The following is a 20672-nucleotide window of genomic DNA, read 5'->3' as shown; positions in this document are numbered from 1 at the left end:
ATGAAGTGTGTAGATAAGTGATATCAAATTTTGAATTTGTATTACTACCTGCACACTTCTTGTTTTGTGTAGAGGGAAATACGTTTTGTAATTAAATAGGAAATTTGCTATAGTTATAAAAGTAAGTAGCGTAGTGACTACGTTATTTAAAAACTTATTTATGAAATGGGTGCAAGATAATGCCTGACAAAGTACGAACATCACCTCAGTATGAGTCGTTCCACGAATTGTACAAAAATTATACTACTAAAGATCTCACTCAAAAAGCAAAATCACTAAAATTAACAAACTATAGTAAGCTAAATAAGAAAGAGCTTGTGTTAGCCATTATGGAAGCGCAAATGGAAAAAGATGGTAACTATTATATGGAGGGTATTCTTGATGATATCCAACAAGATGGTTATGGTTTTTTAAGAACAGTAAATTATTCTAAAGGTGAAAAAGATATTTATATTTCTGCTAGTCAAATTCGTCGTTTTGAAATAAAACGCGGAGATAAAGTGACTGGTAAAGTTAGAAAGCCTAAAGATAATGAGAAATATTATGGTTTACTACAAGTAGATTTTGTAAATGGTGAAAATGCTGAAGAAGTAAAAAAACGACCGCATTTCCAAGCGTTAACGCCTCTATATCCAGAAGAGCGTATTTTATTAGAAACAAGTAAACAGAATTTCTCAACTCGAATTATGGATTTGGTTACACCAATCGGGTTAGGACAACGTGGTCTGATTGTTGCACCGCCTAAAGCTGGTAAAACATCATTACTTAAAGAAATAGCTAATGCAATTGCAACAAACAAGCCTGATGCGAAATTGTTTGTACTATTAGTAGGTGAAAGACCAGAAGAGGTTACAGATATAGAAAGATCAGTTGAATCGGCTGAAGTTGTACATTCCACATTTGATGAACCACCACAACATCATGTTAAAGTGGCAGAACTACTATTAGAACGTGCAAAACGTTTGGTAGAAATTGGCAAAGACGTCATTATTTTAATGGATTCAATTACAAGACTTGCACGTGCATATAACCTTGTAATTCCGCCTAGTGGTCGTACACTATCAGGTGGCTTAGATCCTGCTTCATTACACAAGCCTAAAGCATTTTTCGGTGCAGCTAGAAACATTGAAGCTGGTGGCAGTATGACGATTTTAGCAACTGCACTTGTTGATACAGGTTCACGAATGGACGATATGATTTACGAGGAATTCAAAGGTACAGGAAATATGGAACTTCATCTAGATCGTAAACTAGCTGAGAGACGTGTATTCCCAGCAATAGATATAGGTCGAAGTTCAACGCGTAAAGAAGAATTATTAATTGATGCAAAAGAGTTAGAATCATTGTGGCAATTGAGAAATATGTTTACAGATTCAACAGATTTTACGGAACGATTTGTTCGTAAACTAAAACGTACTGATAATAATAAGGAATTTTTCGAACAATTACAAAAGGCAGCGAGAGAAAGCACTAAAACGGGCAAACCGATTATTTAATATCTATTTATCACATAGTTATTGAATCAATATGCGATTTAGGGTTGCGTTTTAGAATTAAAGCCATTATAATTATCAAGTATTGGGGTAAAAAACTCAGAAATAACTCTGTTCCAGATGGTCCAGGGCAAAGGAGCTGAAAATAATGAGACAAAATATTCATCCTGAATATCACAAAGTTATCTTTTTAGATACAACTACTGATTTTAAATTCTTAAGTGGTTCTACTAAATCATCATCAGAAACAATGGAATGGGAAGATGGTAACGAATACCCAGTTATTCGTTTAGACATTTCATCTGATTCACATCCATTCTACACAGGACGTCAAAAATTCGCTGCTGCGGATGGTCGTGTGGAACGTTTCAACAAGAAATTCGGAATCAAATCAAACAACAACAACTAATTGTTGGCAAAGCGCATTCTCATTCGATGAGAATGCTTTTTTGTTTTTATATAACGTATTTAATGTACTTAATGGCATTTTAAAAGTTGATTGTAGCTCACTAAGTAAATAGCTATATAGCGTTATTTTAAAACAGAATAATAACTGTGTAGATTGACATGAAGCTAGTTATTTATAATTTTAAAATGCAGATACATAAATTAACCAAATAACTTGGAAATATATCCCATTTCAATGAAAAAAATATGATATAATGAATCGATTATGTTTTGAAAAAGGTGGAACGCATGATGTATGAAACTTATCATTCCGGGTGGATTGAATGTATTACTGGAAGTATGTTTAGTGGCAAATCTGAAGAACTTATTCGTCGACTAAGACGAGGACTTTATGCTAAACAAAAAGTAGTTGTTTTTAAGCCGGCTATAGATGACCGCTATCATAAAGATAAGATTGTTTCTCATAATGGTAATGCAATAGAAGCAATAAATATTTCAACGGCAGCTGAGATATTAAAACACGATTTATCTGAAGTTGATGTTGTGGGTATTGATGAAGTTCAATTTTTTGAACATACCATTGTTGATATTGCTGAACAATTAGCTGAAAAAGGACACAGAGTTATTACTGCTGGTCTTGATATGGATTTTAGAGGGGAACCATTTGAGCCTATGCCACAACTTATGGCAGTAAGTGAAGATGTTACGAAGCTTCAAGCTGTATGTGCCGTTTGCGGTGCATCATCAAGTCGTACACAAAGACTCATTGACGGTAATCCTGCCAAAATAGATGATCCAGTAATATTAGTAGGCGCGAATGAAAGCTATGAACCAAGATGCAGAGCACATCACATTGTTGCTCCAAGTAATTCTGAGAAGGAGGAATTGTAGTGTTTGATCAATTAGATATTGTAGAAGAAAGATATGAACAACTAAATGAATTATTAAGTGATCCTGACGTAGTTAATAATCCTGATAATTTACGTAATTATTCCAAGGAACAAGCAGAGTTACAAAAGACTGTAGATGTATATCGTGAATATAAACAATCTAAAGAAGATATTACTGAAATAGAAGAAATGTTAAGTGATACAAAAGATAGTGAAGAAATTGAAATGTTGAAAGAAGAGCACCAAACGCTTCAAAACAAAATCCCTAAACTAGAGGAAGAATTAAAATTCTTACTTATACCGAAAGATCCGAATGATGACAAAGACGTTATCGTTGAAATCCGTGCAGCTGCTGGTGGTGATGAGGCAGCAATTTTCGCAGGTGATTTATATAGAATGTATTCAAAATACGCAGAAGCATTAAATTATAAAACGGATATTGTTGAAGTGACCGAAAGTGACCATGGTGGTTATAAAGAAATCAGTTTTTCAGTATCAGGTAATGGAGCCTTTAGTAAATTAAAATACGAAAATGGTGCGCATCGTGTACAACGTGTACCTGAAACAGAGTCAGGCGGCCGTATTCATACATCGACAGCTACAGTTGCTGTGTTACCAGAAGTAGAAGATGTTGAAATTGAAGTGCGTAATGAGGATTTGAAGGTGGATACATACCGCTCAAGTGGTGCAGGTGGACAACACGTCAATACTACGGATTCAGCGGTACGTATTACGCATATCCCAACAGGTGTGATCGCTACTTCATCTGAAAAATCTCAAATTCAGAACCGTGAGAAAGCATTAAAAGTTCTGAAAGCACGTTTGTTTGATATGAAATTGCAAGAAGAGCAACAAAAATATGCAGCACAACGTAAATCTGCAGTAGGTACAGGTGATCGTTCAGAACGTATCAGAACGTATAACTATCCGCAAAGTCGTGTAACGGATCACCGCATTGGACTAACTTTACAAAAATTAGACCAAATTATGGAAGGCAAGTTAGACGAAATTATCGATGCGTTGACGTTAGCGGAACAAACAGATAAATTGAAAGAACTTAACAATGGTGAACTATAAAACGTTACTTAATCATGCAAAAGATCAGTGCAAGCGTCATAATATCGAAACAATGCGAGCAGAATGGTTAATGCTTGATTTATTCGAATGGACTAAAGCGGATCTACTAATGCATATGCAAGATACGGTGCCAGAAGCACATGTGACCATTTTTGAAGTGGCGACAAAAAGAATGTTAAAAAACGAACCGATTCAATATATTGTTGGTAAGCAATCGTTTTATGGCGAGACATTCAAAGTGAATGAACACTGCCTGATTCCAAGACCTGAAACAGAAGAAGTCATGTTGCATTTATATAAGCAACTACATACTGGAGATACGATAGTTGATATTGGTACAGGTAGTGGGAATATCCCCATTACACTTAAAAAACTAGATGCTTCATTTAAGGTGTATGCTACTGATTTATATGAAGCGCCACTTTTAGTAGCACAAGAAAATGCTAAAACACATCAAGTTGATATATCCTTTTTACAAGGTGATGCTTTAGCACCACTTATCGAACGTGGTATCAAGGTGAATGGACTGATATCTAATCCGCCTTATATTGATGATAGTGAAGCAGTATTGATGGATGAGCATGTGTTGAAATATGAGCCTCATACCGCATTGTTTGCACAAGACAAAGGTTATCGTGTTTATGACACAATATTAGATCAATTGCCATATGTGTTATTGCCACAAGCGAAAGTAGTATTCGAAATTGGTTTTAATCAAGGTGAAACTTTAAAACGTAAAATTTTAACCAAATATCCTAATTTAGAAGTTGAAATCGTTAAAGATATTAACCAGAATGATCGCATTATTTCATTCGTTTGGTAACGCAAAGATATGTATTGTACATGAGCTATTCATGTGCGTGCATATCTTTTTATTTTGTTTTAAAATAGAAAGCAAGTATGAAAGGACGTGTCAAATGAATACGAAAATATGGGATTTACGTCAAGAACATCAAACGACTGAAGAATTAGATGCGCTCAAGGAAATGAAGAGAATTTTTGAAAATGACGGACTAATCGCACTGCCTACAGAAACAGTCTATGGTTTAGGGGCGGACGCACGAAATGAACAAGCTATTCACAAAGTATATGAAGCCAAAGGAAGACCATCTGATAATCCTTTAATTGTCCATATACATACATTGGATCAGTTGGAAGCATTTACTAGCGGGATAACTGAGGAAATAAAAAAACTTATGAAAGCATTTTGGCCAGGTCCTATTTCATTTATCTTACCTTTAAAGAAAGGATATTTATGTCATAGTGTGAGTGGTGGATTAGATTCTATTGCAGTTCGAATGCCGAGTCATCCAATTGGACGACGCATTTTACAATTTGTAGATTTGCCGATTGCTGCACCGAGTGCAAATTTGAGCGGGCGACCATCACCGACAACGTTTGATCATGTATATCGTGATTTAAATGGACGAGTAGATGGCATTGTTAACGGAGACCAAAGTGAGGTTGGACTTGAAAGTACAGTGTTAGATTGTACTCAATTCCCATTTAGAATCGCACGACCTGGATCGGTTACGCAGTCTATGATTGAAGATATTATACCAAATTGTATTACGACACAAGGGACGTTAGATATTGATAAACCAATCGCTCCTGGTATGAAGTATAAACATTACGCACCGGATACACCCGTTAAAATTATTGAAGTACTTAATCAACCTCCAAGCTCAGATAAAGATTGGAGTAAGACCGCCTTTATCCTTCCACGCAGTAAGCAAAATTTAGTGCCTGATGAAGCTACATTTATTGCTTTATGTAAAGATGAACAAGATATCAAAACTGCCAATCATAAGTTATATCAAATATTGCATCAACTTGATCAAGATGAACACATTGAGCAAGCGTACATCTTAGGGTTTCCTATCAATGACCAGACTACAGCGATTATGAATAGAATGATGAAAGCAGCAGATCAAGTAATAGTAAAAGGAGAGAAACTATGAGAATTATATTTGTTTGTACAGGTAATACTTGTAGAAGTCCAATGGCGGAAAGTATTGCTCAAACAAAATTGCCAGAACATGATGTTGCGTCTCGAGGTATATATGCAATGGACGGTCAAGCCATTTCAGCGCACTCTAAAACTATACTAATTGAAAATCAATTGCCCGTACCAAGAAGTGCAACGTCTTTTACAGAACTAGACCTAGAAGCGGATCTTATTTTGACAATGGGGCAATCACATAAAATGGCGATTCAGCAACAATATGGTTCCCCATCAAATGTATTTACTTTAAATGAATATGTTGAACAAAGCGGTGAAGTTACTGATCCTTATGGTGGGAGCAAAGCAGACTATCTTAAAATATTTAATGAATTAAATATACTGATTGATAGTTTAAAAAATAAAATATTAAAGTAATAAATTAGTGAAATTAGTATGAGACACTTCGTAAATAAGTTATAATAGTAACGTGTAGCAAATTTGCTATCAGTCAATTTTGTATGTTTTAGCGCAACACATATGTCGAGTTTGTTTATGTCAATTGATATAAAGGGGTGGACAAATGGAAGAATTAAATTTGTTATTAAATGAATTGAAAGCAAAGGATTTTTTCAAAGAAAATGAATTATGCGTTATTGGTTGTTCGACTTCAGAGGTCATTGGTGAACGTATTGGTAGTGTAGGATCTATGGAGGTAGCTCAAGAAATTTATGAGGCTTTAAGAGCGATTGAAGACGAAACAGGGGTTTCATTTGCCTTTCAAGGTTGTGAACATATTAATAGAGCAGTGACAATTGAAAAAACGCAATTCAATCCATTAACGATGGAAGAAGTTACCGTTGTCCCAGATGTTCATGCAGGTGGGAGCTTAGCAACATATGCCTATCAACATATGCGCGCCCCCATTGTAGTAGAATACATATCAGTTCCTAAAGGTATTGATATAGGACAAACACTAATCGGCATGCATATCAAGCACGTTGCAATCCCTGAACGTACAAGTGTTAAGCAAATTGGTGAAGCAATTGTAACAATTGCGTCTTCGAGACCTAAAAAAATTGGTGGCGAACGAGCAAAATATAACTAATACAGAAACGAGGGAATTACCAATGTCATTTATTCAAAAGCAAGATAAAGAAATATATGAAGTGATTCAAAATGAGTTTAACCGCCAAAATAACAATATTGAATTAATTGCTTCAGAAAACTTTGTTTCAGAAGCGGTGATGGAAGCACAAGGATCAGTATTAACAAATAAATATGCTGAAGGCTATCCAAACAGAAGATATTATGGTGGTTGTGAATATGTGGATGTGTCAGAAACGTTAGCAATCGAACGTGCTAAAAAGTTATTTGGTGCTGAGCATGTCAACGTTCAACCACACTCCGGTTCTCAAGCAAACATGGCTGTTTATCTCGTAGCATTAGAACACGGTGATACTGTATTAGGTATGAATTTAAGTCATGGTGGTCATTTAACACATGGGGCACCAGTAAACTTTAGTGGTCAATTTTATAACTTTGTTGAATATGGTGTAGATAAAGAAAATGAACAAATTGATTATGATGAAGTCTTGAAAGTAGCTAAAGAGCATAAACCAAAATTAATTGTTGCAGGTGCGTCTGCTTATTCTAGAAAAATTGATTTCAAACGTTTCAGAGAAATTGCTGATGAAGTCGGTGCAAAATTAATGGTAGATATGGCTCATATCGCTGGTTTAGTTGCAGTAGGTTTGCACCCAAATCCTGTGGAATATGCTGACTTTGTAACGACAACAACACATAAAACTTTACGCGGACCTCGTGGTGGTATGATTTTATGTAAAGAAGAATACAAAAAGCAAATTGATAAGAAAATATTCCCTGGTATCCAAGGTGGACCATTAGAGCACGTGATTGCTGCTAAAGCTGTTGCATTTGGTGAAGCATTGCAAGATGACTTCAAAGTGTATCAACAACAAGTGATTCATAATGCGCAAACACTTGCTAAAACATTGACTGAAGAAGGATTTAGAGTAGTTTCTGGTGGTACGGATAACCATCTTGTATCAGTAGATGTTAAAGGTTCTGTAGGTATTACAGGTAAAGTAGCAGAAGAAACGTTAGATGCTATCGGTATTACATGTAATAAAAATACAATTCCATTTGATCAAGAAAAGCCATTTGTTACAAGTGGTATACGATTAGGCACACCAGCAGCAACTACACGTGGATTTGATGAAGCTGCTTTTGAAGAAGTTGCTAAAATCATCAGTTTGGTATTGAAAGATCCAGAAAATAAAAAAGCATTAGAAGAAGGAAAAGAACGAGTTAAAAATTTAACTACAAAACATCCTTTGTATAACTAAAATTGGAGGAAATTATTAATGGGTAAAGTACATGTTTTTGATCATCCACTTATTCAACATAAATTAAGTTACATTCGTGACGTGCATACAGGCACTAAAGAATTTAGAGAGCTTGTTGATGAAGTAGGTATGTTAATGGCATACGAAGTGACAAGGGACTTAGAACTACAAGATGTTGAAATTGAGACACCTGTAACTAAGATGATAGCTAAAAGACTTACAGGTAAAAAATTAGCCTTTGTACCAATTTTAAGAGCGGGCTTAGGTATGACACAAGGTATCTTAACATTAGTACCTGCAGCTAGAATTGGACATGTTGGATTATATAGAGATCCAGAAACACTTGAAGCTGTAGAATATTTTGTGAAATTACCACAAGATATTGAAGAAAGAGAGATTGTAGTTGTTGATCCGATGTTAGCAACAGGTGCTTCAGCAATTGAAGCCATTACTTCATTGAAAAAACGTGGTGCCAAGAACATTCGTTTCATGTGTTTAATTGCAGCGCCAGAAGGTGTAGAAAAATTACAAGAAGCACATGAAGATGTAGATATCTTTATCGCAGCATTAGATGAGAAACTTGATGATCATGCCTATATTACACCAGGCTTAGGTGACGCAGGAGACCGTTTATTCGGTACAAAATAGTATTGCCTAGGAGTGTAATATAATGAAAAAAATAATGACTGTATTCGGCACGCGACCTGAAGCTGTGAAAATGGCGCCGCTCGTGCAAGCATTAAAGCATGACTCGGCATTAGAACCGATTGTCGTCGTTACAGCGCAACATCGAGAAATGTTAGATTCTGTATTGAACAGCTTCCATATTAAGCCTGATTATGATTTGGATATAATGCAGCAAGGGCAAACTTTATCCGAAATTACTGCGCGTATATTGACTCGACTCGATAATGTCATCAAACAAACACAACCAGATATGATTCTTGTTCATGGCGATACAACATCGACATTTGCTGGCAGTTTAGCTGCATTATACAACCAGATTCCAATCGGACATGTTGAAGCAGGTTTAAGAACATGGAATAAACATGCACCATTTCCAGAAGAGATGAATCGTCAAATGGTAGGAGTCATGGCAGATTTAAACTTTGCACCAACGAAGAATGCAGCACGCAATCTCATAGCAGAAAATAAAGCAGAAACCTCGATAGTGGTGACTGGAAATACAGCGATAGATGCTATGAAAACAACAATACATGGACATTATCATTCTGACATCATTGAGCGACATAAAGATAAGCGCATTATCTTACTAACAGCACATAGACGTGAGAATATTGGGGAACCAATGTCACGTATATTTAAAGCAATCAGACAAATCGTTGATACAAATGAAGATGTCGTAGTTGTTTATCCGATGCATAAGAATCCAAAAGTCAGACAAATTGCAGATGAATACTTAGCACAACATCCACGTATTGAGTTGATTGAACCATTAGAAGTTGTAGACTTTCATAATTTTGCACATCAATCATATTTGATACTTACTGATTCAGGTGGTGTACAAGAAGAGGCACCATCACTTGGTAAGCCGGTGCTTGTGTTAAGAGATGCAACGGAAAGACCTGAAGGTGTTGAAGCAGGTACGCTTAAAGTAGTTGGTACAAATGAAAGTGATATTATTCAGGCTACACAACAATTACTTGATTCATGTGAGTTATATGAAGCAATGAGTCACGCACGAAATCCTTATGGTGATGGTCATGCTTCAGTAAGAATTTGTGAGCATATCAAATATTATTTTCAGTTAATTAGCAGTAAACCTGAAACATTTAAATAGTAATGGGGTATTATGTGTCAGTTTTGTGACATTTATGTAAAAAATTAAACTACATTTTGTATAGAATTGACACGTTAACTACCCTATATTATTATTAAAACTGTATGATTGAAATGGTTTTCATAATTGAAGGAATAAGATGAAGTGAGGCACAGTCATGAAACGTTTCAACATCATTTTTAACACGTACATCAAGTATTATCTGATGGGTATTTTTGTACTGTTAATTGTGTTTATTTTCACATACTCACCATTTGTTTTGGGCCTTATAGTAGGAACCATTGGATCGCTAATCAATACTTTTACTTTTGAATATTATTTATCAAAAGCTAAAGCGCATGACAACATACATATTTCAACGGGTAATATATGGAGATATTTGATAGCGATACTAGCGTGTTGTATTTGGTACCTATATAAGGATGAAATAAATATCTTTGGTGTAGCCATTGGTTTGATGGTTTCTTATGTATTAATGATTTTCAAACCATTTTTAAGCAAGAATTAAAATAATTTAATGAAAGAGGTGAGAATAAATGCAACATGATCATCCTCTAGTCAGTTGGAATGTATTTGGTCTAGACATCGTATTTAACTTGTCATCTATTTTGATGTTGGTTATTACAGCGATTATTGTTTTTGTCATAGCTATTATTTGTACACGCAACCTCAAAAAACGACCAACTGGCAAGCAAAATTTTATAGAGTGGGTTTTTGATTTTGTAAGAGGTATTATTGAAAGTAACCTGGCTTGGTCCAAAGGTGGTCAATTCCATTTCTTAGCTGTTACTTTGATTTTGTTTTTATTTGTAAGTAATATGATAGGTTTACCTTTTTCAATTATTTCAGGGCATACTCTATGGTGGAAATCACCTACAGCTGATGCAACTGTTACTTTAACTTTATCTACATTAGTAATTCTGCTTACGCATTTTTACGGTGTTAAAATGAAAGGTACAAAAGGTTACTTCAAGAATTACACAAAACCAATTTTCTTATTACCGATTAATGTCTTCGAAGAGTTCACTTCAACACTGACATTGGGGTTACGTCTTTACGGTAACATCTTTGCTGGTGAGTTATTATTAGGACTCTTAGCTGGCTTAGTAACAGGTGACTCTACAAGAGCCTGGGGTTGGATTATTGGATTGCCAGGTTTAGTGATTTGGCAAGGTTTCTCAATATTCATTGGAACAATTCAAGCATATATCTTTATAGTGTTAACTATGGTTTATATGTCTCACAAAGTGCAAGATAGTCATTAACTAAATTAATTTAAAGAAAACTAGGAGGATTTTATAAATGAATTTAATCGCAGCAGCAATCGCAATCGGTTTATCAGCATTAGGTGCAGGTATTGGTAACGGTCTTATCGTTTCAAGAACAGTAGAAGGTGTCGCTCGTCAACCAGAAGCACGTGGACAATTAATGTCAATTATGTTTATCGGTATCGGTTTAGTTGAGGCATTACCTATCTTAGGTCTTGTTATTTCATTCATCGTAATGTTCATGTAATTTATATTTATAAAAAGGCGAAGTCTGAACGACTTTCGCCGTTCGTTTTTATCAATAATGTCTTATGATTATAATGAATGAAAGGAGTGTCTATGTAAGTGACTGCTACGACAAATATGTTCGTACTTGGTGCAGCTGGCGGTGGCGTTGAATTCGGAACAATAATTGTTACACTTATAACTTTTATCGTTCTCTTAGCTTTATTGAAAAAGTTCGCCTGGGGACCATTGAAAGAAGTAATGGACCAACGTGAACGTGATATCAATAAAGATATTGATGATGCTGAACAAGCAAAACTTAATGCACAAAAGTTAGAAGAACAAAATAAACAAACACTAAAAGAAACACAAGAAGAGGTTCAAAAGATTTTAGAAGATTCGAAAGTTCAAGCACGTAAACAGCATGAAGAAATTATCCATGAAGCGAATATCAGAGCTAATGGTATGATTGAAACGGCTCAAAATGAAATCAACAGTGAAAAAGAGCGTGCCATTGCTGATATCAATAATCAAGTTTCAGAGCTTTCTGTATTAATTGCTTCTAAAGTATTGCAAAAAGAAATTTCAGATAAAGATCAAAAAGCATTAGTTGAAAAGTACATAAAAGAGGCAGGCGATAAATAATGGCTAAAGTTGCAAAAAAATATGCCAAAGCATTGTTTGATACTGCCAAAGACGCAGGTAACCTTGATAACATGTATGAAGAATTTTCAACAATTAATGAAGCAGTTCAACCTGAAGTGAAAAAATTGCAAGAATTAGATGCTGATCCTCAAAAAGATGTTGATCAACGTCGACGTTTTGTAACAATTGTATTTGGACATACAAATCAATATTTACAAAATATGTTGACAATACTTGCAACTAATCGTCATTTAGGATACATCCATAACATATTTACTGAATTTGAAGCATTGTATAATCAACTTCATAATCAAGATTATGCTGTTATCGAATCTGTTTATGCATTATCAGATGATGAACTTGCGAGCATTGATGAGATTATAAAAGCACGTACAAACCTTTCTAAAATTATGATTACGAACAAAATCAATCCTGAACTTATCGGTGGTATCAGAGTTAAAGTTGGTACAAAAGTGATGGATGCAAGCATTAAAAATGATCTTGCACAACTTGAAAAACAGTTTATTAGAGTGAAATAAAATTTGAAGGAGTGACATAGATGGCCATTAAAGCTGAAGAAATCAGTGCATTACTTCGCTCACAAATCGAAAATTATGAGTCGGAAATGGCAGTTACTGATGTAGGTACAGTACTACAAATTGGTGATGGCATTGCATTAATCCATGGATTAAATGATGTTATGGCTGGTGAGTTAATAGAATTCAAAAGCGGCGTTCTAGGTTTAGCACAAAACTTAGAAGAGTCAAATGTCGGTGTTGTAATATTAGGACCATACGCTGATATTAAAGAAGGGGACGAAGTAAAACGTACTGGACGTATTATGGAAGTTCCTGTAGGTAATGAACTTATTGGTCGTGTTGTTAATCCATTAGGACAACCTGTTGATGGTCAAGGTCCTATTAATACTTCGAAAACAAGACCTGTAGAGAAAAAAGCCACAGGTGTTATGGATCGTAAATCTGTAGATGAACCATTGCAAACAGGTATTAAAGCAATCGATGCACTTGTACCAATTGGACGTGGACAACGTGAGTTAATCATTGGTGACCGTCAAACTGGTAAAACAACAGTTGCGATCGATACAATTTTAAACCAAGCTGATCAAGATACAATTTGTATATATGTTGCTATCGGACAAAAAGATTCAACTGTTCGTGCAAACGTTGAAAAATTACGTCAAGAAGGCGCATTAGATTACACAATTATCGTTTCAGCATCTGCAGCTGATCCAGCACCAATGTTATATATTGCACCTTATGCTGGTGTAGCAATGGCAGAGGAATTTATGTTCGATGGTAAAGACGTATTAATCGTATATGATGATTTAACAAAACAAGCGGCAGCTTACCGTGAATTATCACTATTATTACGTAGACCGCCAGGCCGTGAAGCATACCCAGGTGACGTGTTCTACTTACATAGTAGATTATTGGAAAGAGCAGCGAAATTAAACGATGACCTTGGTGGTGGTTCAATTACTGCTTTACCAATCATTGAGACACAAGCAGGAGATATTGCTGCATATGTGCCAACGAACGTTATTTCGATTACTGATGGACAAATCTTCTTACAATCAGACTTATTCTTCTCTGGTGTAAGACCAGCGATTAACGCAGGACAATCAGTTTCTCGTGTTGGTGGTTCAGCACAAATTAAAGCAATGAAAAAAGTTGCTGGTACACTACGTTTAGATTTAGCATCATATCGTGAATTAGAATCATTCGCTCAGTTTGGTTCAGATTTAGATGAATTTACTGCACAAAAATTAGAACGTGGTAAACGTACAGTTGAAATCTTGAAACAAGATAAAAACAAGCCACTACCTGTAGAAAACCAAGTGTTAATTATTTATGCTTTAACTAAAGGTTATTTAGATGATATTCCTGTTGAAGATATTACACGTTTTGAAGATGAATTGAATCAATGGGCAAAATCAAATGCGACTGAATTATTAAATGAAATTAAAACGACGGGTGCATTACCAAAAGACGATGCATTTAAGTCTGCAATTAATGAATTTAAGAAGAGTTTCAGCAAATCAGAAGCGTAACCGATAAAGCTAAATAAAAGGTGGTGAGATAATGGGGTCTCTTAAAGAGATTGATACACGCATAAAATCAACCAAAAAGATGAAACAAATTACGAAAGCAATGAACATGGTATCAAGTTCAAAATTGCGTCGTGCCGAAAGTAACACGAAACAATTCAGACCATATATGGAAAAAATGCAAGATGCGATTACAGCAGTTGCAGGTGCCGATAAAAATTCACGCCATCCAATGTTGCAACAACGTGAAGTGAAGAAAAGTGCCTATCTTGTGATTACAAGTGATAAAGGGCTTGCAGGTGCTTATAATGCCAATGTTTTAAAACATCTTATTAAAGATATTGAAGCAAAACATACAAGTAAGGATGATTATTCAATTCTTGTATTAGGGCAAACTGGTGTTGATTTCCTGAAAAATAAAGGTTATGAAATTCGTGAATCATTGGTTGAAGTTCCGGATCAACCTTCTTTTAAAGAAGTACAAGCCATAGCTAAAAAGGCAATTGATTTGTATAGTGAAGAAGTTGTTGATGAAGTTAAAATTTATTTTAGTCATTTCGTGAGTGTATTAGAAAATACACCTTCTACAAAAACTGTGCTTCCATTGTCTCCAGAAGACTCAAGCTTAGGCCATGGTCAAATGTCATCTTATGAGTTTGAACCAGACAAAGAAGCGATATTGAGTGTAATCTTACCTCAATATGTAGAGAGTTTAATTTATGGAACGATTTTAGACGCAAAAGCAAGTGAACATGCTACACGTATGACTGCAATGAAAAATGCATCAGATAATGCATCAGAAATTATTGATGATTTATCTATTCAATATAACAGAGCTAGACAAGCAGCAATCACGCAACAAATTACTGAAATTGTCGGTGGTTCAGTAGCGCTTGAATAATCATTAAAGGAGGAAAAAAACATGGGATTAGGCCGTGTAACACAAGTTATGGGTCCAGTAATTGATGTTCGCTTTGAGCACAATGAAGTTCCAGAAATTAACAATGCCTTAGTTGTTGATGTTGAAAAAGACGAAGGTACCGTATCGCTTACATTAGAAGTTGCTTTACAACTTGGCGATGACGTCGTTCGTACGATTGCAATGGATTCAACGGATGGTGTTAAACGTGGTACAGAAGTACGAGACAGTGGTAAGAGTATTAGTGTTCCAGTTGGTGATGTTACTTTAGGACGTGTATTCAACGTATTAGGTGACACTATTGATTTAGATGAAGACATTGATAACTCTGTACAACGTGATCCAATTCATAGAGAAGCACCTGCATTCGATGAATTATCAACTAAAGTTGAAATTTTAGAGACAGGTATTAAAGTTATCGACTTACTTGCACCATATATTAAAGGTGGTAAAATCGGTTTATTCGGTGGAGCCGGTGTAGGTAAAACTGTATTAATTCAAGAATTAATTAATAACATTGCACAAGAACATGGTGGTATCTCAGTATTTGCCGGTGTCGGAGAACGTACACGTGAAGGTAATGATTTATACTACGAAATGAGCGATAGTGGTGTTATTAAGAAAACAGCAATGGTATTTGGTCAAATGAATGAGCCACCTGGTGCGCGTATGCGTGTTGCCTTGTCTGGTTTAACAATGGCTGAACACTTCCGTGATGTACAAGGGCAAGATGTTTTACTATTTATTGATAATATATTCAGATTCACGCAAGCTGGTTCAGAAGTTTCAGCATTATTAGGCCGTATGCCTTCAGCAGTTGGTTACCAACCTACACTTGCGACTGAAATGGGTCAATTACAAGAACGTATTACATCAACAACAAAAGGTTCTGTAACGTCTATTCAAGCAGTATTCGTACCTGCCGATGACTATACTGACCCAGCACCTGCAGCAGTATTTGCGCACTTAGATGCAACAACTAACCTTGAACGTAAGTTAACAGAAATGGGTATTTACCCAGCCGTTGACCCGTTAGCATCTACTTCAAGAGCGTTAGATCCTGCAATCGTTGGTCAAGATCACTATGAAATAGCACGTGATGTACAATCTACATTACAAAAATATAGAGAATTACAAGATATTATTGCTATTTTAGGTATGGATGAATTATCTGAAGAAGATAAACAAACGGTTGAACGTGCACGTCGTATCCAGTTCTTCTTATCACAAAACTTCCATGTTGCTGAACAATTCACTGGTCAAAAAGGATCATATGTACCTGTTCAAAAAACTGTAGAAGGCTTCAAAGCTATTTTAGATGGCGAGTATGATCATATTCCTGAAGATGCATTCCGTCTTGTAGGTAGTATGGAAGAAGTAGTCGCTAAAGCTAAAGATATGGGTGTTGAAGTTTAAAAATTAGGAGGTATGGATAATGAACACATTAAGCCTAAATATTGTCACTCCTAATGGTTCTGTTTACGACCGAGCAGATGTTAATCTTGCAGTCTTACAAACTACTGCCGGTGAGATTGGTGTCATGTATGGACATATCCCAACCGTTGCAGCACTTGAAATTGGCTATGTCAAAATTAATTTTGATGGTGGTTCAGAATATATTGCAGTGAGTGAAGGTTTTGTTGAAGTCAGACAAGATAAATTATCGATTATTGTACAAACAGCAGAACCAGCAAGAGAAATAGATGTAGCTAGAGCCGAATTAGCGAAATCTAGAGCAGAATCTCATTTAAATAATGAAGAAGACAATAGCGACATTAATAGAGCGAAACGCGCTTTAGATAGAGCGAATAACCGTATTCGTGTTGCGAGTCTACAATAAAGAGTATAAAAATGAAGTTTCCTTATAGGGAACTTCATTTTTTTGTTATCATAAAACATTCTAGTCATGCACTTCAATGTTTCATAGATTGTTGTTTATGAAGAAGATTTGGCAATGAAGTATATATCATATAAATGATGCATATGTTGTGAGTAAAAAGGGAAATGCCAGAGATAGAGATGTTAACAATAATTTTAAAAAATAGCATTGCTAAGTATCTTTTAAATCATAATTCGTGTAAAATAAATAAACAGTGTAAAACGAGGAGCATGATTTATGGAGTATTTAGGGCAATTTTCAATTGTACATCTTATGCTACATGTTATTTGTATTTGCATTGCATATTGGGCACTCAATGCTGTGAGATTAGAACAGTTATTTAAGAAAGGTTATCCAGTACACGTTCAAGTATGTATGATATTTTTAGCCGTATTACTGGGGACAGCTGTTAGTAATTTTATTGTAGATTTGCTTCAATTTTCAACGCAAATTAAATATTTAGCACAATAATTCAAATACTGTATATTTTTTTGGATTATAGATATAATAATTTATAAGTACATATAAAATGTAGGTTTAAACTGAAATATAAGTAGTTAAGTGGAGGATTTAAGATGGACATGATAGAAATTAATGGTGGAAACAGATTAACTGGTGAGGTCAAAGTATCAGGTGCAAAGAATGCAGTATTACCAGTGTTAACTGCTTCGCTATTGGCATCAAAAGGTGTTAGTAAATTAATGAATGTACCGGCATTAAGCGATGTTGAAACAATAAATAATGTGCTTTCAACCTTAAATGCAGACGTTTCTTATAATAAAGAAGAAGAATCAGTAACTGTTGATGCTACAAAAAAATTAAATGAAGAAGCACCTTATGAATATGTGAGTAAAATGAGAGCAAGTATACTTGTCATGGGTCCATTATTAGCACGATTAGGACATGCAAAAGTTGCTTTACCTGGTGGTTGTGCGATTGGATCTAGACCTATTGAACAACATATTAAAGGTTTTGAAGAATTAGGCGCAGAAATTCATATGGATGGCGGTTTTATCTATGCAAGCACTGCAAATGGATTGAAAGGTACTACAATCCATTTAGATTTTCCAAGTGTGGGCGCTACTCAGAATATTATTATGGCTGCGTCACTTGCAGAAGGAAAGACAGTATTGGAAAATGTCGCAAGAGAACCTGAAATTGTTGATTTAGCAAATTATATCAACGAAATGGGTGGTAACATTTCTGGTGCTGGTACAGATACGATTATTATTCACGGTGTAGAAGCTTTGCACGGTGTTGAGCATGCGATTATTCCAGACAGAATTGAAGCTGGAACATTACTTATTGCAGGTGCCATTACACGTGGTGATATACTAGTCAATGGTGCAATTAAAGAACATATGACTAGTCTTGTATATAAATTGGAAGAAATGGGCGTAAATTTAGATTATCAAGATGATGCAATTCGTGTCAGTGTTGATGGTGAATTGAAACCGGTTGATGTGAAGACATTACCACATCCTGGCTTCCCTACAGATATGCAATCACAAATGATGGCTTTATTACTTACAGCTGAAGGTCATAAAGTAGTTACAGAAACTGTATTTGAAAATAGATTTATGCATGTGGCAGAATTTAAACGTATGAATGCTAAGATTTCAGTTGAAGGCAGAAGTGCTAAAATTGAAGGTAAAAGCGAGCTACAAGGTGCACAAGTTAAAGCAACCGACCTTCGAGCAGCTGCAGCATTAATATTAGCTGGATTAGTAGCTGATGGTACAACACAAGTTACTGAATTGATTCATTTAGATAGAGGATATGTCGATTTACATGGCAAACTTAAATCATTAGGTGCAGATATAAAACGTAAACAAGGTTAATATATTAAATGACTATCATAAATACAACGTTAGAAGATTTGGAGGAAGTTAATGATGGAAACAATTTTTGATTATAATGAAATTAAGAACATAATACCGCACAGACAGCCTTTTTTATTAATTGATAGAGTGGTTGAATACGAAGCTGGTACACGATGTGTGGCAATTAAACAAGTTTCTGGTAATGAACCATTTTTCCAAGGTCATTTTCCAGAATATGCTGTAATGCCTGGCGTTTTAATCACGGAAGCACTTGCACAAACTGGTGCAGTTGCGATATTAAATAGCGAAGGTAATCAAGGTAAGTTAGCATTATTTGCTGGAATTGATAAATGTCGATTTAAAAAACAGGTTACGCCTGGTGATACATTAATGTTAGAAGTGGAAATCACAAAAATGCGCGGTCCTATCGGTAAAGGTACTGCCAAAGCCACAGTTGATGGCGAAATAGCTTGTAGCTGTGAATTAACGTTTGCAATTCAAGATAAATAATAAAAAACCTCAAGACTTATGTGTTTTTACATCCACAGGTCTTGAGGTTTTTTTATTTTTCATTTTTTTCATCTTTAAGTCGTGGTTTAGACTGCATCATACGGTTAAAGGATTTTTTCAACGCTTCGCCAGTTAAACCTTCGTCAATCAATTGTTCTAATAAACTTTCAGCATAAACTTGTCTGAGCGTGTATATATGACATTCAAAAACAACGGAAATAGATTGCTCAAGTCGACTAATGTTTTTAATTGTTGCATCAAAAAGCGCCGGATCATTTGCTGGACGTGTAATAACAACACGAATATCTAATAAAGTTTCATCATCCATATATTGTTTCATCGTTTCATAATGGTAATCGGAAATAACTATTTCAAGTAACCATCCTGTGCCACTATTTTCTTTATTAATTATGACACCATCTTCTATTTCATATTCAGTTACGCCACCACTATCCGATACAATTTGAAAGCGAACAGCTTTAAATGATTTCATAGTCTCACATCCATCTAATAATTTTAAAATCTACAGTATTTACAATTATATTATCATTATAACGTAATTTTAAACCAGAAAGGTGAATTTTATAGAAATTAGCATTCTCTAATCGTTGGAAATTATAGAAATTGAATTTTGACGCAGTATTAAAAAGTACATAAAATAAAGTTACAAAGGAGGTGACATATGATTAACAACATTGTTATTGTAGGGCGACTCACAAAAGACCCTAAAATTTTTGAAAAGGAGGGAAATAAGCGAGCAACGTTTTGTGTTGCTGTTACAAGAAATTATAAAGATAAAGACCAAAATCCAATATGTGATTATTTGTTTTGCAAAGCATTTGGTAAAATGGCCAGTAATATAGAACAGTATATTAATAAGGGCTCACTTGTCGGTATTACAGGTCAAATGCAATCTCGTAAATATGAAAAAGAAGGGCAGACACATTTTGTATCAGAAATTAATATTGAAACAATTAAATTCATGTCTCCGCGTAATAAACAAGATAGTGATTTATCCTTTGAGCCATTCCCTATAGCAGAAATACCAGACTCCCACGTCTCATTTAATGAAATCAACTTACAAGAAAATGATTTATACGAATCTGTTTAATTCCCACCCTAAATCTACCCCTAAATCTAACAATCCAGTTTAATATACATTAAATCCTACTTTCAATTATACTTCTTCAGGCTATTCCTCTTCCCATATCCCAGTGAAGAGGGATAGCTAATAAATTAAATAATATACATATAATAAGAGAATTAAAAGATAGAACATAAATAATTGATGATGAGATAATAGAAATAGTCAAAAACTCACCGGTAATTATCAGATAAATTACAAAAATATTACA

General features: G+C 35.1%; 25 protein-coding genes. 24 read left to right on the top strand and 1 reads right to left on the bottom strand.

What is annotated here, in order from left to right; translation table 11 throughout:
- Nucleotides 1-179 precede the first annotated feature (179 nt).
- The 23 genes from rho (at nucleotide 180) to fabZ (ending at nucleotide 19317) form a co-directional block, all read left to right on the top strand.
- Nucleotides 180-1496 carry a transcription termination factor Rho gene (gene rho, locus ACSULM_RS08185; RefSeq protein WP_436855814.1) on the top strand — a complete coding sequence of 439 codons (1317 nt, stop codon included), beginning with the start codon at nucleotides 180-182 and terminating at the stop codon, nucleotides 1494-1496.
- Nucleotides 1497-1641: 145 nt separating this feature from the next.
- Nucleotides 1642-1902, top strand: coding sequence for a type B 50S ribosomal protein L31 (locus ACSULM_RS08180; RefSeq protein WP_069996396.1), 261 nt, complete (start codon nucleotides 1642-1644; stop codon nucleotides 1900-1902).
- Between the two features lie 290 nt (nucleotides 1903-2192).
- Nucleotides 2193-2792, top strand: coding sequence for a thymidine kinase (locus tag ACSULM_RS08175; RefSeq protein WP_436855813.1), 600 nt, complete (start codon nucleotides 2193-2195; stop codon nucleotides 2790-2792).
- Nucleotides 2792-3868: a peptide chain release factor 1 gene (prfA, locus tag ACSULM_RS08170; protein WP_436861982.1), complete on the top strand. Its 1077-nt coding sequence runs from the start codon at nucleotides 2792-2794 to the stop codon at nucleotides 3866-3868. Before ACSULM_RS08175 ends, prfA begins: the two co-directional genes overlap by 1 nt.
- On the top strand, nucleotides 3855-4691 hold the full coding sequence (gene prmC / locus ACSULM_RS08165) for a peptide chain release factor N(5)-glutamine methyltransferase (RefSeq protein ID WP_436861980.1): 837 nt from the start codon (nucleotides 3855-3857) through the stop codon (nucleotides 4689-4691). The genes prfA and prmC overlap by 14 nt, the downstream gene beginning before the upstream one ends.
- Before the next feature lie 94 nt (nucleotides 4692-4785).
- A complete protein-coding gene (locus ACSULM_RS08160) occupies nucleotides 4786-5829 on the top strand; it encodes an L-threonylcarbamoyladenylate synthase (protein ID WP_436861978.1) in 1044 nt (347 codons plus the stop codon).
- Nucleotides 5826-6248, top strand: a complete 423-nt coding sequence (locus ACSULM_RS08155; RefSeq protein ID WP_436861976.1) for a low molecular weight protein arginine phosphatase — start codon at nucleotides 5826-5828, stop codon at nucleotides 6246-6248. Before ACSULM_RS08160 ends, ACSULM_RS08155 begins: the two co-directional genes overlap by 4 nt.
- Nucleotides 6249-6393: 145 nt before the next feature.
- The gene (locus ACSULM_RS08150; RefSeq protein WP_436861975.1) at nucleotides 6394-6918 is read left to right on the top strand and encodes a TIGR01440 family protein; all 525 of its coding nucleotides are present in this window, start codon (nucleotides 6394-6396) and stop codon (nucleotides 6916-6918) included.
- A gap of 22 nt (nucleotides 6919-6940) precedes the next feature.
- A complete protein-coding gene (glyA, locus tag ACSULM_RS08145; RefSeq protein WP_436861973.1) occupies nucleotides 6941-8179 on the top strand; it encodes a serine hydroxymethyltransferase in 1239 nt (412 codons plus the stop codon).
- Nucleotides 8180-8197: 18 nt separating this feature from the next.
- Entirely contained in the window at nucleotides 8198-8827 is a 630-nt protein-coding gene (upp, locus tag ACSULM_RS08140) for a uracil phosphoribosyltransferase (RefSeq protein ID WP_436855806.1), read from the top strand.
- Between the two features lie 22 nt (nucleotides 8828-8849).
- Nucleotides 8850-9980 carry a non-hydrolyzing UDP-N-acetylglucosamine 2-epimerase gene (wecB, locus tag ACSULM_RS08135; RefSeq protein WP_436861972.1) on the top strand — a complete coding sequence of 377 codons (1131 nt, stop codon included), beginning with the start codon at nucleotides 8850-8852 and terminating at the stop codon, nucleotides 9978-9980.
- Nucleotides 9981-10137: 157 nt separating this feature from the next.
- Complete coding sequence (locus tag ACSULM_RS08130; protein WP_436855804.1) at nucleotides 10138-10488, top strand: ATP synthase subunit I; 351 nt, start codon at nucleotides 10138-10140, stop codon at nucleotides 10486-10488.
- A gap of 28 nt (nucleotides 10489-10516) precedes the next feature.
- Complete coding sequence (gene atpB / locus ACSULM_RS08125) at nucleotides 10517-11245, top strand: F0F1 ATP synthase subunit A (protein WP_436861970.1); 729 nt, start codon at nucleotides 10517-10519, stop codon at nucleotides 11243-11245.
- Nucleotides 11246-11282: 37 nt separating this feature from the next.
- A complete protein-coding gene (gene atpE / locus ACSULM_RS08120) occupies nucleotides 11283-11495 on the top strand; it encodes a F0F1 ATP synthase subunit C (RefSeq protein WP_002510315.1) in 213 nt (70 codons plus the stop codon).
- A gap of 98 nt (nucleotides 11496-11593) precedes the next feature.
- The gene (locus ACSULM_RS08115) at nucleotides 11594-12118 is read left to right on the top strand and encodes a F0F1 ATP synthase subunit B (RefSeq protein WP_436855801.1); all 525 of its coding nucleotides are present in this window, start codon (nucleotides 11594-11596) and stop codon (nucleotides 12116-12118) included.
- The gene (locus tag ACSULM_RS08110) at nucleotides 12118-12657 is read left to right on the top strand and encodes a F0F1 ATP synthase subunit delta (RefSeq protein ID WP_436855800.1); all 540 of its coding nucleotides are present in this window, start codon (nucleotides 12118-12120) and stop codon (nucleotides 12655-12657) included. The genes ACSULM_RS08115 and ACSULM_RS08110 overlap by 1 nt, the downstream gene beginning before the upstream one ends.
- A gap of 20 nt (nucleotides 12658-12677) precedes the next feature.
- Nucleotides 12678-14189 (top strand): F0F1 ATP synthase subunit alpha, encoded by a 1512-nt coding sequence (gene atpA, locus ACSULM_RS08105; RefSeq protein WP_436861968.1) that lies wholly within the window; start codon nucleotides 12678-12680, stop codon nucleotides 14187-14189.
- A 31-nt stretch (nucleotides 14190-14220) separates the two neighbouring features.
- Entirely contained in the window at nucleotides 14221-15087 is an 867-nt protein-coding gene (gene atpG / locus ACSULM_RS08100; RefSeq protein ID WP_436861967.1) for an ATP synthase F1 subunit gamma, read from the top strand.
- A gap of 21 nt (nucleotides 15088-15108) precedes the next feature.
- A complete protein-coding gene (atpD, locus tag ACSULM_RS08095; protein ID WP_436861965.1) occupies nucleotides 15109-16521 on the top strand; it encodes a F0F1 ATP synthase subunit beta in 1413 nt (470 codons plus the stop codon).
- A 19-nt stretch (nucleotides 16522-16540) separates the two neighbouring features.
- Nucleotides 16541-16945, top strand: coding sequence for a F0F1 ATP synthase subunit epsilon (locus ACSULM_RS08090; protein ID WP_436861964.1), 405 nt, complete (start codon nucleotides 16541-16543; stop codon nucleotides 16943-16945).
- 276 nt (nucleotides 16946-17221) lie between these two features.
- Nucleotides 17222-17455 (top strand): DUF1146 family protein, encoded by a 234-nt coding sequence (locus tag ACSULM_RS08085; RefSeq protein WP_436855795.1) that lies wholly within the window; start codon nucleotides 17222-17224, stop codon nucleotides 17453-17455.
- A 104-nt stretch (nucleotides 17456-17559) separates the two neighbouring features.
- Nucleotides 17560-18825 carry a UDP-N-acetylglucosamine 1-carboxyvinyltransferase gene (gene murA, locus ACSULM_RS08080; protein WP_436861962.1) on the top strand — a complete coding sequence of 422 codons (1266 nt, stop codon included), beginning with the start codon at nucleotides 17560-17562 and terminating at the stop codon, nucleotides 18823-18825.
- A gap of 54 nt (nucleotides 18826-18879) precedes the next feature.
- Complete coding sequence (fabZ, locus tag ACSULM_RS08075; protein WP_436855861.1) at nucleotides 18880-19317, top strand: 3-hydroxyacyl-ACP dehydratase FabZ; 438 nt, start codon at nucleotides 18880-18882, stop codon at nucleotides 19315-19317.
- A 52-nt stretch (nucleotides 19318-19369) separates the two neighbouring features.
- On the opposite strand, the gene ACSULM_RS08070 is transcribed toward fabZ, so the two are convergent.
- Nucleotides 19370-19810: a YwpF-like family protein gene (locus ACSULM_RS08070; protein ID WP_436855793.1), complete on the bottom strand. Its 441-nt coding sequence runs from the start codon at nucleotides 19808-19810 to the stop codon at nucleotides 19370-19372.
- Nucleotides 19811-19999: 189 nt separating this feature from the next.
- Between ACSULM_RS08070 and ACSULM_RS08065 the strand changes: the two genes are divergently transcribed.
- On the top strand, nucleotides 20000-20428 hold the full coding sequence (locus ACSULM_RS08065; protein ID WP_436861960.1) for a single-stranded DNA-binding protein: 429 nt from the start codon (nucleotides 20000-20002) through the stop codon (nucleotides 20426-20428).
- Nucleotides 20429-20672 lie beyond the last annotated feature (244 nt).

Origin of the sequence: Staphylococcus caeli, assembly GCF_051413795.1 — a bacterium.
In the GTDB taxonomy this organism is placed as follows: Bacteria; Bacillota; Bacilli; order Staphylococcales; family Staphylococcaceae; genus Staphylococcus; species Staphylococcus caeli_A.
This window is presented reverse-complemented; position numbering and strand designations above follow the sequence as displayed.

Bases quoted from the DNA above. Each gene is read 5' to 3' on its own strand.
- ACSULM_RS08175 (WP_436855813.1), top strand. From the start codon at position 2,193: ATGTATGAAACTTATCATTCCGGGTGGATTGAATGTATTACTGGAAGT.
- atpB (WP_436861970.1), top strand. From the start codon at position 10,517: ATGCAACATGATCATCCTCTAGTCAGTTGGAATGTATTTGGTCTAGAC.
- rho (WP_436855814.1), top strand. From the start codon at position 180: ATGCCTGACAAAGTACGAACATCACCTCAGTATGAGTCGTTCCACGAA.
- ACSULM_RS08090 (WP_436861964.1), top strand. From the start codon at position 16,541: ATGAACACATTAAGCCTAAATATTGTCACTCCTAATGGTTCTGTTTAC.
- upp (WP_436855806.1), top strand. From the start codon at position 8,198: ATGGGTAAAGTACATGTTTTTGATCATCCACTTATTCAACATAAATTA.
- murA (WP_436861962.1), top strand. From the start codon at position 17,560: ATGGACATGATAGAAATTAATGGTGGAAACAGATTAACTGGTGAGGTC.
- atpD (WP_436861965.1), top strand. From the start codon at position 15,109: ATGGGATTAGGCCGTGTAACACAAGTTATGGGTCCAGTAATTGATGTT.
- ACSULM_RS08085 (WP_436855795.1), top strand. From the start codon at position 17,222: ATGGAGTATTTAGGGCAATTTTCAATTGTACATCTTATGCTACATGTT.
- ACSULM_RS08130 (WP_436855804.1), top strand. From the start codon at position 10,138: ATGAAACGTTTCAACATCATTTTTAACACGTACATCAAGTATTATCTG.
- atpG (WP_436861967.1), top strand. From the start codon at position 14,221: ATGGGGTCTCTTAAAGAGATTGATACACGCATAAAATCAACCAAAAAG.
- atpA (WP_436861968.1), top strand. From the start codon at position 12,678: ATGGCCATTAAAGCTGAAGAAATCAGTGCATTACTTCGCTCACAAATC.
- ACSULM_RS08150 (WP_436861975.1), top strand. From the start codon at position 6,394: ATGGAAGAATTAAATTTGTTATTAAATGAATTGAAAGCAAAGGATTTT.
- ACSULM_RS08065 (WP_436861960.1), top strand. From the start codon at position 20,000: ATGATTAACAACATTGTTATTGTAGGGCGACTCACAAAAGACCCTAAA.
- ACSULM_RS08155 (WP_436861976.1), top strand. From the start codon at position 5,826: ATGAGAATTATATTTGTTTGTACAGGTAATACTTGTAGAAGTCCAATG.
- atpE (WP_002510315.1), top strand. From the start codon at position 11,283: ATGAATTTAATCGCAGCAGCAATCGCAATCGGTTTATCAGCATTAGGT.
- prmC (WP_436861980.1), top strand. From the start codon at position 3,855: ATGGTGAACTATAAAACGTTACTTAATCATGCAAAAGATCAGTGCAAG.
- ACSULM_RS08070 (WP_436855793.1), bottom strand. From the start codon at position 19,810: ATGAAATCATTTAAAGCTGTTCGCTTTCAAATTGTATCGGATAGTGGT.
- ACSULM_RS08160 (WP_436861978.1), top strand. From the start codon at position 4,786: ATGAATACGAAAATATGGGATTTACGTCAAGAACATCAAACGACTGAA.
- wecB (WP_436861972.1), top strand. From the start codon at position 8,850: ATGAAAAAAATAATGACTGTATTCGGCACGCGACCTGAAGCTGTGAAA.
- ACSULM_RS08180 (WP_069996396.1), top strand. From the start codon at position 1,642: ATGAGACAAAATATTCATCCTGAATATCACAAAGTTATCTTTTTAGAT.
- glyA (WP_436861973.1), top strand. From the start codon at position 6,941: ATGTCATTTATTCAAAAGCAAGATAAAGAAATATATGAAGTGATTCAA.
- ACSULM_RS08110 (WP_436855800.1), top strand. From the start codon at position 12,118: ATGGCTAAAGTTGCAAAAAAATATGCCAAAGCATTGTTTGATACTGCC.
- fabZ (WP_436855861.1), top strand. From the start codon at position 18,880: ATGGAAACAATTTTTGATTATAATGAAATTAAGAACATAATACCGCAC.